Source organism: Micromonospora sp. DT201 (assembly GCF_049841575.1).
Classification (GTDB): domain Bacteria; phylum Actinomycetota; class Actinomycetes; order Mycobacteriales; family Micromonosporaceae; genus Micromonospora.
The window spans coordinates 22,912-38,373 of sequence record NZ_JBNCKP010000026.1 but is presented as its reverse complement, the minus strand read 5'-3'; the positions used below and the strand labels follow the sequence as shown (position 1 = coordinate 38,373).

The following is a 15,462-nucleotide window of genomic DNA, read 5'->3' as shown; positions in this document are numbered from 1 at the left end:
CAGCACGGGAGCACCGCAGTGCCGGCAGCGCGCCGCCTTGGCAGACGCTCGCATGCCGCATCGCCGGGCCATCTCTGTGACGACGGGCATCTTGCCGGGCAGGCATCCTCGCCCGCCGTACGTATCCCCCCGGCACGTCTCCCCGACGGCCAACGGGCTCGACGTCCGACACGCCGGGGGCATCCGATTCGGTCTGCCAGCGCACCAGAACCGGCGACGAGGTGAGAAGTAATCATGATTTCCCGAGAGAGTTTCGCGGGTTGGTACCGAAACCGCTTCGTGTGGGTGGCGATGATCCCACTGGCGGTGACGGCCGCCGCGGTCGTACTGGTCAACCGGGCCGGCCCGGAGGCGGAGCCGGCAGATCTGCAAGGGCAGATCATGAACCGGATGCGTACCACGCTCGAACAGGCGGACCCGGGGCAGCACAACCACGCCGGACACGGTGCCCAGCAGGTGACCACCGAGGAGAAGAAGCCACCGGTGATCTGCGGGGTCCGCGTCTACGGTTACGAGCCGGCCGAGGTCACTGCGCTCGCCGACGTGCGGACGGTCTACGGCTTCCACCTCTGCGGGGTCGCCGAGCAGAAGCGCCCCTGGGACGTGGCGGTCAAGCTGGCTGGCCCAGTGATCATGGACATGTCCACCGAGCCTCCGGGCATCCAGGTGGTCGAGGCGACCGCCGACGTCATGTTCGTCGACCGGCTGCGGGAGATGTTCCCGGACAAGTACGCGAAGGTGGCGCTCAAGGAGGCGCTGGCCGACTCGGAAATGGCCGACCAGCGCCGCCGGTACGACGCCGCAGCCGGGCTTTGACCACGCCGGGCGGTCGGGTGGGGCGTCTTTCCCGTACAAGAAATAGATCAGTATTGATATTTAAGCCCATGGATGTAACAGTTGGTTTGGGAGCGTTCCCATTGTGATCTCTCGTACCGAAGAGCGGAGGATGAACAGTGCGTTCACAAACGTCCGATCAATCCGGTGGACAATCGCGGTCAACCGTCCGCCGGTCCCTCCAAGCGCTCGTCCTGCTGTTCGCCATGGTGATCGGCACGCTGCCCTGGACCGGCGCAGCCCAGGCCCATGGCACCGTCATCAACCCGGCGAGTCGCGCCTACCAGTGCTGGAAGACCTGGGGCAACCAACACACGAACCCAGCCATGCAGCAACAAGACCCCATGTGTTGGCAGGCTTTCCAGGCCAACCCCGACACCATGTGGAACTGGATGAGCCAGCTGCGGGACGGCCTCGCCGGCCAGTTCCAAGCCCGCACCCCGGACGGACAGCTCTGCAGCAACGCCCTCTCCAGGAACAACGCGGTGAACCAGCCCGGAGCATGGAAGGCGACCAACGTCAGCCCCAACTTCACGGTCCAGATGTACGACCAGGCCAGCCACGGTGCTGACTACTTCCGGGTCTACGTCACCAAGCAAGGATTCAACCGGGCTACGCAGCAGGTCGGGTGGGGCAACCTCGACTTGATCGCGACAACCGGGCGCTACGCGCCGGCGCAGAACATCTCGTTCAACGTCTCGGCCTCTGGACGATCCGGAGGCCACGTCCTGTTCGTGATCTGGAAGGCGTCCCACATGGACCAGACCTACATGTGGTGCAGCGACATCAACATCACCTGATCGGCGAGACCGACAGCAGCGACACCAATCCGGCCCAGGACGTTCGCGTCCCGGGCCGGATTGCACCTCCGGCAGTGCCCTGTCTGTGGGTGCCGAATAACGCATCATTGCGGAGATGACCACCGACGTCGCCCGGGTTGTTTCTTGCGACCAGGCGCCGGCTTATACGTCGACACGACACAGTCAACTCCACCACTTCCGGCGACGCTTCAAGCACCGGAAGGCATCGTTGCCTGCGGCCGGCGTTGATCTTACTGACCGGGGGAGCCATCTCCGTTCTTTCAGGTTGATCCCGGATCGGTTGCCGGGGTGGCTTCATCGGTTGGTGGTTGGCGGCGGATGACCAGCAGGGCGATGTCGTCGTTAGGGTGCTCCTCGGCGGTGGAGGCCATGATGTGGTCGCACAACGCCTCGGCTGGCCCGGCCTGCACGGCGCTGGTGAGGCGCTCGATGCCGGTGTCGATCAGTTCGCTGCGGCGTTCGACAAGTCCGTCGGTATAGAAGACGAGCGCCGCGCCCGGCGGCAGGTCCAGAACGGTGGTGCGGCGCTTGGCTAATGGTCGGCCCACGCCGAGTGGCCGGTCCACCGTCAGGTTGACGAGCTGGGTGGGTTGGCCGGGGACAGCCAGCAGCGGTGGCAGATGGCCTGCGGAGGAGAGGTGCACCGTCGCGCGATCGGGTGCGACAAGGGCGTAGACGGCGGTGGTAAGGGCGCCCGCCTCAAAATGGTGGATCTTGCGGTCGAGGGAGGTCAGCGCCTCGGCGGGGTCGTCGCAATCGAGTGCGTAGGCACGTAGCGCGCTGCGGATGCGTCCCATGACGACGGCGGATGGCAGCCCGTGGCCGGAGACGTCGCCGATGACGGCGCCCAGCCAGCCCGAGGGCAACATGAACACGTCGTACCAGTCGCCGCCGATGCCCAGGTCGTGGCCGGGCACATACCGGGCGGCCAAGTCCAGGCCGGGAATGTCGGGTAGCCGGCCGGGCAGCAGGCTACGTTGCAGGGCCAGCGCCGCCTGCCGGTCGAGGACCTGCGCTCGGGCCTGACTTGCGAAACTGGCCCGATCGGCAACGAGCTGCAACAGCCGCACATCGTCGGGGCCGAACCGCCGCAGGGCCAGGGACCCGACGTGCAGAACGCCGACGAGATCGCCGTTGGCGAGCATGGGCACGCCCAGCAGGGCACGTACGCCCGTGGCGAGCAGGATGGGATTGACCACGTCGTCAGCTGTGACGTCGTAGATCGTCAACGGCGCACGTGTCGCCGCCACCCGGCCGGCGAAGCCGCGTCCGACTCGGATGCGAAAACCGCGGCGCACCTCCTCCTCCAGGCCCTTGGCCGCCGTCGCGACGAGCTCGCCGGTGTGACCGTCCAGCAGCAGGATGGTGGCGGTATCGACCTTGAGTAGGTCCCGGACCCGTTCAAGCAGCTCGTCAAGCAACTCGGCGATGTTCAGCCCCGACAGGGCGGCATCGGTGATCGCCTCGATACGACGCAGCCGCTCCTCATTCGTCATCAGCTCGGCATCGGCCACCCAAGCAGCCTAGACGCCGGCACACCACCGATGGCGCGCCAGGAGCGAGATCAACAGTGTTGCGCCTCCGAGGTGGGGTACCTTCCCATGTCACATCGATGTCTTGATCGCCCGATGAACCCGTTCCGGGAAGTCGTCCTCCGTCGCCGCACCGGAAATATCACCGGCCTGCACGTCTGACAGGGAGGGGGAGTAGTGGCGATCCCACCGCTCAACCATCGGGCAGCCGCGGCGGTTGGCGGTCTGTTGCTACAACGTCCTGTATGCATGCGGAGCCGGACGTCACGGTGGCCCGGGGCGGCCTGTCGACACCCGGGCGGCGCGTCCTGGGACAACTCGGCGCAGTCTGGTTGCTCGGGTCGACGCTGCTGACCACCGTCATCCCCGCGCTGGCGCCGCTGCTCTTCGTCGGCTGGGGCGCGGTACTGGTCGGGCTGCTGGTCGTGGTCGTCCTCGGCGCCGGGCTGCTGTGGCTGATTGCCCGGTCCACGGCGTCCGTCACGGTCCTCGGCTCGCGTCTCGGCCTCTGGGCGCTGCTGGTCCTCGCCGGTGGGCTCGCCCTGGCCCTGCTCGGCTGGCGCTGGACCGACGAGGTGGGGCTCGGCATCAGCTCCGACCCCTCCCTCGCCCTGCTCCTGGGCGGCGTGCCGTACGTTCTCGTCGCCGGGCTGCTGCTGCGGGGGTGGCGGCCGCGGCTCGCCGCCGGGCTCGCGCTGGTCGGCCTCCTGGGCTTCGGCCTGGTCGCGCTCGCCCGTTCCGGCCCCGACGAGGTCACCGAGCGGCTGCGGTACGCGGCCCAGGACCGCCGAGCCGCGTACGTGGTCGAGATCCCCGGGTACCGCGCCATCGACTCCGCCTACGGTGGCGAACTGGGCGCCGGGGAGTTCGCGCCCGCCGACCCGGCCGAGGTGCCGCCGCTGCGCTACGTCAACGTGATCGCAGGCCCGGTCGTCGGCGACGCGCGGGGCGAGTGCGGCCAGCCGCACCTCGACGCCGCCCCGACGGTAGAGAGCTGCGCCACCGAACCGGGTGGGGCGGTCTATCTTCGTGGGGTCGTTGAGCACGGATACCAGATGATCCGCGCCGACCGCGGGGTCGTCGTCCTCGGCTCGCTGGCCGTCGACCGCGACCTGCTGCGCCGCGCCACCCGCACGATACGCCCGGCGACCGCCGTCGACCTGCCCACCGAGGAACGGCCGGCCGACCTGTTCGTGGTCGACCTGCCGGGTTACCGGGCCCAACCAATCGGCATCCCCCGGGGCGTCGGCTACGCCCCCGCCGACCACACCGGCGGCGACGCCAGCGTGCGCGTGGCGCTGCACGTCACGTTCGCCGACCAGGACCCGTGCTTCCAGGCCGCCTGCACGACCGAGGGCAACGGGCTCACCTACGTCCGGCGCGAGGACAGCCATGCCTACGTGCTCCGCCGGGGTGATGTACACGTTGCTGTCACCGGTGGCGTCTCCGTCGACCGGTCGCTGCTGCGGGATGCGGCGCTGGCGGCCCGTCCGGCGAGCGAGGATGAACTGCTCCGAGCCCTGCCCCCGCCACCAAACCGGGACCTGCTGGACCGGCTCCGGGCCTGGCTGCAGGCCCGCACCTGACACCTTGCCGACCGCCGCGCGTGCGTACCTGGCCGTACGCCTGGCGAAGAGACGGCACCACTTTGCGGACCAACCCAGCCGAGCATCTTCGATACCTTGACACTCCACATGCGATCGCTAACACTTGTCCGCAACATGAACTTAACGAACTGAACACATGGCCTGCACCCGCGTGACGCGCCAGGTTTGCCCGTGCGGCAAGTCGTCCGCCGCCCAAAACCACACAGCCGCATGACATGCCCCTCGCACCGATGTTAACGCTAACAAGATTGATTTCGGGTGGCCGGCAGCGACACCTGATACATCGGCTGCCTCCGTCGTTCCAGTCCTACAGCCACCCGGACCGCTACCTGCGGCACTACAGCTACCTGCTCCGGCTCGACCCGGTCACCGACGCGCAAGGCCGTGCGGACGCCACCTTCCGCGTGACCAGCTGAACTCTCTGCACCTTCGAACCCGGAGAGGCAAGATCTAGTGATTGGACATCGCATGAAACGGATCAGCCGGTCGTTGCGCCGGACGGCGATCGCTCTGGTGACCGCGATGACGGCGATGGTCGGCGGCGTGGTCATCTTCGCGCCGTCGCCTGCCACCGCCGCCACGAGCCAGTTCCGCGGCATGAACTGGGCCATGTTGGGTGACAACTTCAAGACCAGCCCGCTCGTCGTGCAGGGCCTGAGCGCGTCCGACAGCAACGCGACGGTGCGGGCCAAGGCCAATGCCCTCTACGACGACATGGCCTCCAGCATGGGGATCAACACCGTCCGGCTGCCCATCAACACCCACACGGTGGGTACTGCCTGGTGGGAGGCGTACCGAGGCGCCATCGACGCCGCCACCGCCCGCGGATTCAAAGTCATCCTCGCCTACTGGGAGGACGGGGCCGCCTCCGGCGGCAGAATCACGAATCTCGCCGCGTGGAACACGATGTGGTCCACGGTGACCAACACGTACGGCTCGAACACCAACGTCTACTTCGAGCCGATGAACGAGCCGCACGGTTACAGCTCGACGGAGTGGCGCAACGTCGCCGCGAACTGGCTCACCTACCACACCTCAGCGGTGCCCAGCCGGGTGCTGATCGGCGGCACCGGCTTCAGCCAGGACCTGCGCGACATCTGCAACGACAGCCGTTTCAACGCGACGCTGCTCTCCTTCCACTACTACACCTTCTTCTACGGCGCGATGACCTACGACGCCTTCCGCAGCCACATCCAGGAACGCCTCGGCAACTGCGCCTCCCGCGCGGTCGCGACCGAGTTCGGCGCGCCCATGAACGACGGCCGCAACTACGCCGACGCCGGCAGCACCGACAACTTCGTGCGCTACATCCGGGCCATGGCCCAGGTCATGCGGGACAACCAGATGGGCGGCACCTACTGGCCCGCCCTCGGCGGCAAGACCGGCACCATCGGCTACGACTGGTACTCGATGTTCGCCCTCACCGGCAGCGGCACCGACCTCAACCTGACCGTCCGCAACACCTCCGGCGCGGACCGGATCCGGTACGCGTGGGGCGACACCATCGGCGGCGGCAACCCGACGACGCCCCCGCCGTCGACGGGGACGTTCTACCGGATCAACGTGCGGCACAGCGGCAAGGCCATGGACGTCCAGTCACCGAACACCGACAACGGCGCGCGCGTCGGCCAGTACACGTACGGCGGCAATGCCTGGCAGCAGTGGCAGTTCCAGGACGCCGGCAGCGGCTACTGGCGCATCGTCAGCCGAAACAGCGGCAAGTGCCTCGATGTGGTGAGCGCCTCGACCGCCGACGGTGCCGAACTGGTCCAGTACACCTGTGGGACCGGGACCAACCAGCAGTTCCAGATGGTCGCGAACGGCAGCTACTTCCAGCTCCGGGCGCGACACAGCGGCAAGTGCGTGGACGTACCGGCCGCATCGACCGCGGACGGCGTGGTCCTCAAGCAGTATTCGTGCAACACCGGCACCAACCAGCAGTGGTCCCGCACGACCGTCTGACGATCGTCTCCGGTATGCCGCCAGCTGGCTGCCTGATGTCTGGCAGCCAGCTGGCCGCATGTCACGCGTCGGCGGCGGGCTTCAGCACGTCGAGGCACCACTGGTGGAAGGTGGTCGGCGTGCCCCACTCGGGGGTCCGGACCACGCCGTTGTCCAGGCCCTCGTTCTTGGCCACGGCCATGTCGAGCATGCCCTGCGCGATGGCCTCGGAGAGGCCGGCCCGCAGCATGTTCTCCTTGAAGGCCTCGCCGGGGACCTGCTGGTAGCGCACGGGACGGCCGAGCACGTCGGCGATGATGGCGGCCATCTCGTTCTGGGTGAGGTCCTCCGGGCCGAGGACGGGCACTTCCTCGAAGCCGGTCCACGTGTCGTCGCGCAGCAGGCGGGCGGCCACCGCGGCGATGTCCCTGGTGGCGACCGTGGGCGCGGCCAGGTCCGGCACGATGGGGCCGTACAGGACGCCCTGCTGGGTGATCGGAGTGAGCTGCCGCAGCGTGTTGTCCATGAAGGACGGCATGGTCAAGGCCCGGTACGGCACGCCGGTCGCGGCGATCAGGTCGTCCATCGCGAGCGTCGCGGTGACGTGCCCGGCTCGCCCGGCCACCGACGTGCCGCGGCCCAGCGCCGAGATGCCGACCACGCGCGGGACGGCGGCCAACGCGTCGAGCACCGGGCGGGTGAAGCCGGAGTAGGCCTCGTCCGGGCTCGCCGACCGCGGGTCAGCCGGCACCAGCCAGAAGACGGCAGCGGCGCCGGCGAAGGCCTCGGTCACGACGGCCGGGTCGCCGTGCGAACCCCGGACGATCTCGACCCGGTCGACGACGCCCGGCGCCAGCCGCGCGGGGTCACGGGCCACCACCCGCACGGGCGCGCCGGCCTCGAGCAGATCCTGGACCAGCCGGCCGCCGATGTGACCGGTGGGAGCGGTTACCACAATCATGGCTTTCATCCTGTTCGGTGGGAAACTGACGTCTTTAGTCAACGCGGATGGGCCGCGGAGCGGAAAGACCATCTCCCTCCAGATTGATACCGTGGTGGTATGAGTGATCTGGAGACGCGGCAGCTGCGCTACTTCGTGGCGGTCGCCGAGGAGCGGCACTTCAGCCGGGCCGCCGAGCGACTCGGCATGGCCCAGCCGCCGCTGTCGCGCGCCATCCGCGATCTGGAACGGCAGCTCGGCGTGCAGCTTCTGATCCGCACCACGCGGCAGGTGGCGCTGACCCCGGCCGGCGAGACCCTGCTGGCCGACGCCAAGGTGGCGCTGGACGCGATCGGCGCCGCCCAGCGCCGGGCCCGCCGGGCCGGGCAGGAGACGCCGGCCCTGCGGCTGGCGCTCAAGGCCGACTACGACGGCGGGCTGCTGCCGCTGATCCTCGACGCGTACGACGTCATGCCGGTCGAGCTACTGCTCGGCGGATACGGCGAGCAGGTGCCGGCGCTGCGCGACGGGCGTGCCGACGTGGCACTGATACCGGCGCTCGGCGACGAGGACGGGCTGGACAGCGAGCTGCTGCTGACCGGGCCGAGCATGGTGGCGCTACCGGCCGCCGACCCGCTGGCCGCGCGGACGACCATCCGGCTGGCCGACCTGGCCGGCCGGCGGCTCCCGGACGGGTCGCCAGCCGAGCGGGCCCGCATGGCGGGCAGCCGGCGGCCGCTGGACCTCGCGCAGATCTTCAACCTGGTCGAGGTGGGCACCGCCGTGTGGTTCCTTCCGGAGTGGGTGGCTCGGCGGTACTCCCGACCGGGCACCGCCTTCCGCCCCGTGCCGGAGCTCGAGCCGGTGACGCTGAAGGTGGCCTGGCCGGCCGAGTCGCGCTCGCCCGCGGTGGCGGCCTTCGTGCGCGTGGCCCGGCAGATCGCCGAGGCGTCCGAGAAGCAGCTGCTCCGCGGCTAACGACGCCCACCTGCTCCGCAGCAATGGACGCCCACCGCAGAGCCAAGGGCTCTCGGGGCGGGCGCCCACTACGACAGACGTGCCGTCTGCTATCAAGCCGTACTGACCAGCACTTAGTTGCGTGTGCTCCACTGCTGATTGGCGCCGCCGTGGCAGGCCCACAGGTGCAGTTGCGTCCCATTGGCCGTGCCGGAACTGATGGCGTCGAGGCAGAGCCCCGATTGGGCTCCGGTGATGGTGCCGTTGGAGTTCAGGTTCCACTGCTGGTTGGCTTGGCCGTTGCAGTCCCAGATGAGCACGGCGGTGCCGTTGCTGCCGCCCGCCCCGCTGGCGTCCAGGCACTTGTTGCCGTAGACGGTCAGGGTGCGGTTGGCGGTGTGGGTCCAGCGCTGGTTGGTGCCGCCGTGACAGTCCCACAGTTGCGGACGGGCGCCGTTGGTCGTGCTGGAGTTGGGTACGTCGATGCAACGGCCGGACTGGCTACCGGCGATCAGCACGTTCTGCTGGCCGGTCGGCGGGGTCGATGGCGGGGGAGTGGTGGGCGGCACGGTAGACCCGAACTGGGTGAAGAACCGCCACACCTCCTGCTTGACCCAGCTCCGCGCGCCGCTCTCACAGCCGGCACACCCGTCCACGGGACCCTGCTGGTGGCCGCCGTCGAACGCGGCCCAGACCACCGGATATCCGGGCTGGCAGGAATAGGCGGTGGTGATGTGGGTCAGGCTGCCCGCCCTCGGCTCGGGCGGGTTCTGTGCGGCGCAACCGTTGTTCCGGACGAACCTGTCGCGCAGCGACCGTCCGCTGGGGATGTTGTCGTTGATGCCGTGGATCCCCAGGTACGCCACGGGCTGGGTGCCGCCGCTGCATCCGCTGATCGCCCCCGGGGCCGCGATTGCCGCGACCGCACGGAACACCGTCGGCCGGGAACACGCCAACGAGTAGCTCATCGCGCCGCCGTAGCTGAACCCGACCGAGAAACGTTGCGTGGTGTCGACACAGAGGGCGTTGTCGATAGCCCGGATCATGTCGTCGGTGAAGGTCACGTCTTCACCGTTGGAATTGCCCCAGCCGTTGTTGAGGCCCTGCGGGGCGACGAAGATCGTGGTGTTGTTCGACTGGGAGAGCATGCCGTAGTAGGCCCACGCGGCTCCGTCGGTTCCGCCCGACGCGACCTGACTGGCGGTGCCGCCCAACCAGTGGAACCCGAAGGCCAACCGGTGGGGATAGTTGTTGTTGTAGCTGTCGGGCAGCCGAAGGATGAAACTGCGGCTCTTTCCGCTGCTCTGGATGGTGTGGGTGCCGCTGTTCAGTCCGGGCGCCTTGCCGCAGCCGGCAGTGGTGGCCGCTGCCGCCGGTGCGACGGTCGCGACGACGTACGCTCCCACAGCGGCCAGCATCATGACAGCCATGGCTACCCCTATCCAGGGGGTGGAGAGTTTGCGAAGTGGCACAGTTGAGCCTCCTTGTGCGGGAATGACATTCGCCGGGTTCAGCTCCGGCTCCATCGTTGGTTGGCCGCGCCGGTGCAGTCCCAGATCTGTATGCGCGTGCCGTTGGCCGTACCGTTGCCGACCGTGTCCAGGCACCGGCCCGAACCAACCGCGGTGATCGAGCCGTCGGTATTGAGCCGCCACTTCTGGTTGGACTGGCCGTTGCAGTCCCAAATGATCACCGCGCTGCCGTTCGCGGTGCCGCCGCCGCTGACGTCGAGACACTTGCCGCCGAAGACGCGCAACTCCTGAGCGGCGGTCGACGTCCAGCTCTGGTTGCTCTGCCCGTGGCAGTCCCAGATGATCGCCGCAGTGCCGTTGGCCTGCGAGGCGCCGTTGACGTCCAGGCACCGTCCAGAGGACGTGCTGCGCAGGGCCGACGTGCCGCTCGGCGGCGGGGTGGTCGGCGGCGCGGTGGTCGGACCCGGCGTCGGGTTGGTGCTACCGAACTGGGTGAAGAATCGCCACACCTCGCCCTTGGTCCAGGTCCTGGCGCCGCTGTCCCCGCCGCCGTCCACCGGGCCGGGGGTGTGCCCGCCGTCGAAGGCGGCCCACACCACCGGATAGCCGGACCGGCAGCCGGAGTAGGTGGTGGTGATGTGGGTCAGGCTGCCCGCCCTCGGCTCGGGCGGGTTCTGTGCGGTGCACCCGTTGTTCCGCACGAACGTGTCACGCAGGGAACGTCCGGCGGAGACGTTGAGCACCGGGTCGCCGATGCCATGGATCCCCATGTACGCGATCGGCTGGGTGCCTCCGCTGCAGCCGCTGAGTTGCCCGCCGGAGTAGACCGCGACAGCGCGGAAGACACCTGCCCGGGAACAGGCCAGCGAATAGCTCATTCCTCCGCCGTAGCTGAAGCCGAGCGCGAAGAGCTGCGTGGTGTCGACGCAGAGGTCCGCCTCGATCACCCTGATCATGTCGTCGACGAAGGTGACGTCCTGGCCGCCGGGGTTGGCCCAGCCGTTGCCGTTGCCCTGCGGGGCGACGAAAATGGTGCTGTTGTTCGCCTGCTGCCGCAGCCCGTAGTAGGACCAGGCCGCCCCGTCGGACCCACCGCCGTCGACGTCGTTGGCGGTGCCGCCGTTCCAGTGGAATCCGAAGATCAACCGGTAGGGGTGGCTCCTGTCGTAGTTGTCAGGAATCCTCAGGATGAAACTACGGTTCTGGCCGCCGCTCTGGATGGACCGTTGGCCGCTGGTCAACGTGGGCGCCTTGCCGCACCCGGCGGTCGCCGCGGCCGCTGCGGGGTTCGCGGCCGACGCGGTGGTGCTCAAGCCACCGGCCAGCGCCGCCGCGCCTGCGGTCACGACGACAACCGCCGCCGTCGCAAGTGAAGCAAGGATGGGTCTACGTCTTGTCATGAGAGGGCTCCCGCCGCTCGGCACGAACTGATTCAGGTGGTGAGGTCTACGACGACTCCGAGGCCGCGGTGACGCGCCACTCCCGGTCCTTCGCCGACCACACGTGACGTGGACGAAACCCCAGAAGGCGCGATGTGCTCACGGCGCCCGGCCGGCTCATCGCCACAGGTCTCCGCCACTGGCCTCGCCGCCCCTGCGGGACCAGTGGCTCGTCGAATCGTTGGTGGCCCACACGCGCCCGAACACCACGCGACCGACCGCCGGACGGTGCCGGAGCACTCGGCTCGACGTCGAATCGATTCGCTCCGACGCTAGATCACGAAGTGACAGATGTCAATTACATGTTCGGCAGGACGGACCTCACTCGGCTCGCGCAGGGGTGAACGGCCTGGCTCCGGGTGGCCGGGTCAGGCGCTCTTGAGATCCGCCGCGCCGAAGGAGACCGCGAATCGCTTGCACCAGATGGAGACGCTCCGGAAGTCACTCGGGTCAACCGATGCCGGTAGCTCGTACACCTGGTTGCCCTTGTTGCCCTTGAGCTTCGCCAGCTCGACCCACTCGCCATCATCGAACACCCGCCAGCCGGCCGTGCCTCGGGTGACCGGTTGGTCGGTCAGCCACACCCGCAGGTCCGGCCCGTTCGACGTATTCAGGTCCCGAAGGACGAGCTGGTGGCGCCCGCCGGCGAGCCGGTGGATCTCGGCGCTGCCGGTCGTCCGGTGCTCATGGGTGACGAACTCGCCGGCGGTCAGGATCTCGATCGCCGCTGGTGCGGCTGCCGAGGTCGCCGGGCCCGGGGTCGCGGAAGCCGGGGTGGGGGTGGCCGATGCCGTCGCAACGCGAGGAACCGCCTCGTCGACGTACGTGTCGGTGAACAGCTTCCACGGCTGGAACCAGTAGAGGGCCAGGATCACCACGACGACAGCGGAGGCGAGACCGGCCCGTGCCACCGGCGAGCGGAAGATCCATTTTCCCACCCCCGCAGCGTACGGCCGCAAGAGCCGTCGAACTGTTCGCGAACCCTTTCGGAACGCTTACGAGCGCGAGCGTCGCCGCCGACCATCTCTTCTTCCCAGGCTCGGGCCCGTCCACGCCCGCCGAGTATGAGCCACCGCAGCACGTCGACCCGGCCGTGGTCGCCGACATCGCCGAATGGCTGGCGCCAGGCTCGTAGACCTGCCGCCGGAGCCAGTTGGTCTTCCTGGGGTGCCGCAGCGACGGAATCTCCTGTAGAGGGTCACCGGCGATGCGGGCGATGCGGGCAGCCTCTAAGCTGGCGTCGTGCCCGATCTTGACGTGACACTCGCCGCGCTCCTCGATCGCGGCTGTCTGGCCGAGGAAACGCGGTGAACTGCGTACCGGAGGACAACGTTGTATCGGTCACGGCACGTGAGGTCGAGCGCCGGATGCGGCGAGCGGGCTGGTGACGTGGTGACGGGGACTGCGCCGCCAGCCGAGGACCAGCCGGTCGGTTGGCTCACCGGGTCCGGCCAGTGGAGCGGGATCGGATCCGCGCTGAACTGGATCGGCGACCGGGTAGCAGTGGTAGGCCCCGATCCGGGCGGGGTGGTCGCGGCGATGGCGGCCGGAGTCCCGGCCGAGCCCGGCGTCGTGACGGTGATCGGCCTGCTCGACGACCGCGACGACGCGTGGTCGGTGGTGGAGGCGGTCCTGCCCATCGCGGTGCCGCCCGGCAGCCGGGGCCGGCTCGCTGTCGCCGACGCGGGCGCCCCCGAGGTCGGTCCGGCCCTCCGGCTCGCCCGGGAGCTGGCAGCGACCATCATCGCGCCCCGCACCGACGTGCTCCTGGTGCCCGGCGGCTCACTGTTCGCCGTGGACGGTTGGCTGCGCTACGACGCGTCGGGCGGGTCCGGCCCGGCCGGTCGCCGTACGCCCCGACCGGAGTGGGAGGCGCGGGTCGAGGAGCTGCGCGTACCCGAGGGAATCGGGAACGGGCTGTCCCTGCTACCCATTCCGGCGGGCGTTTGGCTCTTCCCGCAGGAGCCCGGCACGCCTGCACCGGACTTGGACGACCCTGCCTACGGCATACCTCTCGACGCCGAGCGTCCGGTCCTGCTGATCGGCCGGCCCGGCCAACCGGACGTGTCCGAGGAGGTCATCCGAGCGGTGGTACGGGCGCTGCCGGGTCCGCTGCTGGCACCGTACGGGTCGGTGGCCAGCACGATCGACGCGGCGACCAGCCTGGCGCGCGAGGACGGGAGGCCGATAATCGTCACTACCGGCGTGCCCGTGCTGACGGACGACGCGCAGCTGGTTAGCCGGGCCTTCGACGGGCCGGACGCGGGCCGGTGGGAGCCGCTGGCGACCCGCCTGACCGTCCCGCCCGCCGGCCCGGCCCGGCCGACCGGGCCGGTCCAGGGTCTCGACGGCTACCCGCGCATCGACGAGCGTACGTTCCGGCTCAACGAGCACTGGGTGGCCGAGGTGACCCAGTCCGGCCTGTGGGTCCGGCCGCCGCAGCTGGAGGCGGGCGCTGACGTCGTGCGGGCCATCCCGTGGGATCCGTCGACGTTGCGGATCTTCGTCGGCGTACCTGGCGAGCCGCCGGGACACGAGCTACTGCCGCTGCTGGGCGCGCTCGTCGGTCGGATGCCGGCCGAGACCCGTCGGCGCGTGGAGTTGGCGCCGGAGCCGTTCGCGATCGCGGCGTCGGCGAGCGTCATGGGCGACGATGACGGCGGTTCGGATTCCGCCGTCGGCGCGACAGGCGGGGCCGACACGGGCATCCAGCGACCGTTGAGGCTGCGCGGGCTGCCACCGTACGTCGTCGATGGTGCCGTATCGCCGAGGACCGCGACCGTCCGACCACCGGCCCCCATCGTCCCGCGACGTCCGGCGGCGTCGTCACCGCTGGTCGCCCCGGTGGAGTCGGCGCCGCCAGCCCCGCCGCCGGGGGATCTCGCCGCGTCCGGGTCGGAGGAACCGGCGGACGAGCCCACGGCCCTCGCGCCCCGCCTTCCGGCACCACCGCGCGCCGATGTGCGACCCGGCCACGACGGGTGGGGCTTGGGCGGCGGTGACTCGTATCCGGACGAGTCGCGGTCAGGCCCGGTACCCGCGCCCGGGATGTTGCACCGGGACTGGACGCGCTGGCGGTCGATGCCCGTCCTGGTCGCGTTCGCGGTGTTGGCGGTGTCGACCGCGACAGGCTATGTGCTGAGCCAGTCGTTGAAGCAGGAGACGACGGCGATGCCGTCATCGTCGGTGAGTGCGCCGCCGTCCTGGCCGACCCCGGTCCTCCCGGGCGGCGGCCCATCCCTCCTCAGCTCGTCTGGGCCCGCCAGCGGCGGGGCGTCGAACCCGGCCGCCGGAACCAGCGCGCCCGGGACACCGGGCGGCCGGGCGCCGGCGCCGTCGGCGGCCACGGCAGCGCCCACCCGGGCGGCGCCCCCCCACCCGGCGCCCACCACGAAGGCTGCCCTGCCGGGCGTGGTCAATGGCTCGGGGCGGAACCTCGCGTCCGGCGGTACGGTCACGGCTTCCAGCGTCGAACAGCCCAATACGCCCGCTTCGAACGCCATCGATGGGAGTCAGAGCACCCGGTGGAGCAGCGTGGCCCAGTCGGATCCGCAATGGCTCGCCGTTGACCTGGGCGGGGTCTGGCAGGTGACCCAGGTCCGGTTGAGCTGGCAGTTGGCGTACGCGAAGGCGTACCACGTTGACGTGTCGGTGGACGGGACGACGTGGCGGACGGTGTACGAGACCAGTAGCGGCACCGGCGGCGTCGCCGAGATCGCCATCGCCCGAACCCCGGTCCGCCACGTCAGGGTGGTGGGCACCGCGCGCGCCTCCACGCGGTACGGGTATTCGATCTTCGAGTTCGAGGTGCGCTGACCGGGATTCAACTGCTGGCGTCGCGCGAACTCCCCGTGAACTCGCGCTGAACAAGCAGAGGGCCTACCACGTCGTAATGATCCCAGCGCTGTAGCGCTGTGCT

12 protein-coding genes are annotated in these 15,462 nt (G+C 69.5%); 7 read left to right on the top strand and 5 right to left on the bottom strand.

Annotated features, from left to right (window positions below; all coding sequences use genetic code 11):
- Positions 1-234 precede the first annotated feature (234 nt).
- Together ACLQ28_RS30120 and ACLQ28_RS30115 are read left to right on the top strand one after the other, a co-directional pair.
- The gene (locus ACLQ28_RS30120) at positions 235-816 is read left to right on the top strand and encodes a hypothetical protein (RefSeq protein WP_425689650.1); all 582 of its coding nucleotides are present in this window, start codon (positions 235-237) and stop codon (positions 814-816) included.
- Between the two features lie 224 nt (positions 817-1,040).
- On the top strand, positions 1,041-1,634 hold the full coding sequence (locus tag ACLQ28_RS30115) for a lytic polysaccharide monooxygenase auxiliary activity family 9 protein (protein ID WP_425689649.1): 594 nt from the start codon (positions 1,041-1,043) through the stop codon (positions 1,632-1,634).
- A 281-nt stretch (positions 1,635-1,915) separates the two neighbouring features.
- Here ACLQ28_RS30115 and ACLQ28_RS30110 read toward each other — a convergent pair whose 3' ends face one another.
- Positions 1,916-3,169, bottom strand: coding sequence for a PP2C family protein-serine/threonine phosphatase (locus ACLQ28_RS30110; RefSeq protein ID WP_425689648.1), 1,254 nt, complete (start codon positions 3,167-3,169; stop codon positions 1,916-1,918).
- 263 nt (positions 3,170-3,432) lie between these two features.
- On the opposite strand from ACLQ28_RS30110, the gene ACLQ28_RS30105 reads away from it, so the two are divergent.
- The 3 genes from ACLQ28_RS30105 to ACLQ28_RS30095 all read left to right on the top strand — a co-directional run bounded on the left by ACLQ28_RS30105 (position 3,433) and on the right by ACLQ28_RS30095 (position 6,756).
- Positions 3,433-4,773, top strand: coding sequence for a hypothetical protein (locus ACLQ28_RS30105; RefSeq protein ID WP_425689647.1), 1,341 nt, complete (start codon positions 3,433-3,435; stop codon positions 4,771-4,773).
- A 269-nt stretch (positions 4,774-5,042) separates the two neighbouring features.
- A complete protein-coding gene (locus ACLQ28_RS30100) occupies positions 5,043-5,210 on the top strand; it encodes an AbfB domain-containing protein (RefSeq protein WP_425689646.1) in 168 nt (55 codons plus the stop codon).
- 52 nt (positions 5,211-5,262) lie between these two features.
- Positions 5,263-6,756 carry an RICIN domain-containing protein gene (locus ACLQ28_RS30095; protein ID WP_425689645.1) on the top strand — a complete coding sequence of 498 codons (1,494 nt, stop codon included), beginning with the start codon at positions 5,263-5,265 and terminating at the stop codon, positions 6,754-6,756.
- 61 nt (positions 6,757-6,817) lie between these two features.
- Here the strand turns inward: ACLQ28_RS30095 and ACLQ28_RS30090 are convergent, their stop codons facing one another.
- A complete protein-coding gene (locus ACLQ28_RS30090; RefSeq protein WP_425689644.1) occupies positions 6,818-7,696 on the bottom strand; it encodes an NAD(P)H-binding protein in 879 nt (292 codons plus the stop codon).
- 99 nt (positions 7,697-7,795) lie between these two features.
- Between ACLQ28_RS30090 and ACLQ28_RS30085 the strand changes: the two genes are divergently transcribed.
- Positions 7,796-8,653 (top strand): LysR family transcriptional regulator, encoded by an 858-nt coding sequence (locus ACLQ28_RS30085; protein ID WP_425689643.1) that lies wholly within the window; start codon positions 7,796-7,798, stop codon positions 8,651-8,653.
- Positions 8,654-8,766: 113 nt separating this feature from the next.
- Here the strand turns inward: ACLQ28_RS30085 and ACLQ28_RS30080 are convergent, their stop codons facing one another.
- The 3 genes from ACLQ28_RS30080 to ACLQ28_RS30070 all read right to left on the bottom strand — a co-directional run bounded on the left by ACLQ28_RS30080 (position 8,767) and on the right by ACLQ28_RS30070 (position 12,481).
- Entirely contained in the window at positions 8,767-10,062 is a 1,296-nt protein-coding gene (locus tag ACLQ28_RS30080) for a ricin-type beta-trefoil lectin domain protein (protein WP_425689642.1), read from the bottom strand.
- 80 nt (positions 10,063-10,142) lie between these two features.
- Positions 10,143-11,504, bottom strand: a complete 1,362-nt coding sequence (locus ACLQ28_RS30075; protein WP_425689641.1) for a ricin-type beta-trefoil lectin domain protein — start codon at positions 11,502-11,504, stop codon at positions 10,143-10,145.
- Between the two features lie 407 nt (positions 11,505-11,911).
- Complete coding sequence (locus ACLQ28_RS30070) at positions 11,912-12,481, bottom strand: DM13 domain-containing protein (RefSeq protein ID WP_425689640.1); 570 nt, start codon at positions 12,479-12,481, stop codon at positions 11,912-11,914.
- Between the two features lie 454 nt (positions 12,482-12,935).
- Between ACLQ28_RS30070 and ACLQ28_RS30065 the strand changes: the two genes are divergently transcribed.
- Positions 12,936-15,359, top strand: a complete 2,424-nt coding sequence (locus ACLQ28_RS30065; RefSeq protein WP_425689639.1) for a discoidin domain-containing protein — start codon at positions 12,936-12,938, stop codon at positions 15,357-15,359.
- Positions 15,360-15,462: the final 103 nt, after the last annotated feature.

Bases quoted from the DNA above. Each gene is read 5' to 3' on its own strand.
- ACLQ28_RS30120 (WP_425689650.1), top strand. From the start codon at position 235: ATGATTTCCCGAGAGAGTTTCGCGGGTTGGTACCGAAACCGCTTCGTG.
- ACLQ28_RS30115 (WP_425689649.1), top strand. From the start codon at position 1,041: ATGGTGATCGGCACGCTGCCCTGGACCGGCGCAGCCCAGGCCCATGGC.
- ACLQ28_RS30105 (WP_425689647.1), top strand. From the start codon at position 3,433: ATGCATGCGGAGCCGGACGTCACGGTGGCCCGGGGCGGCCTGTCGACA.
- ACLQ28_RS30095 (WP_425689645.1), top strand. From the start codon at position 5,263: ATGAAACGGATCAGCCGGTCGTTGCGCCGGACGGCGATCGCTCTGGTG.
- ACLQ28_RS30090 (WP_425689644.1), bottom strand. From the start codon at position 7,696: ATGATTGTGGTAACCGCTCCCACCGGTCACATCGGCGGCCGGCTGGTC.
- ACLQ28_RS30085 (WP_425689643.1), top strand. From the start codon at position 7,796: ATGAGTGATCTGGAGACGCGGCAGCTGCGCTACTTCGTGGCGGTCGCC.
- ACLQ28_RS30080 (WP_425689642.1), bottom strand. From the start codon at position 10,062: ATGGCTGTCATGATGCTGGCCGCTGTGGGAGCGTACGTCGTCGCGACC.
- ACLQ28_RS30075 (WP_425689641.1), bottom strand. From the start codon at position 11,504: ATGACAAGACGTAGACCCATCCTTGCTTCACTTGCGACGGCGGCGGTT.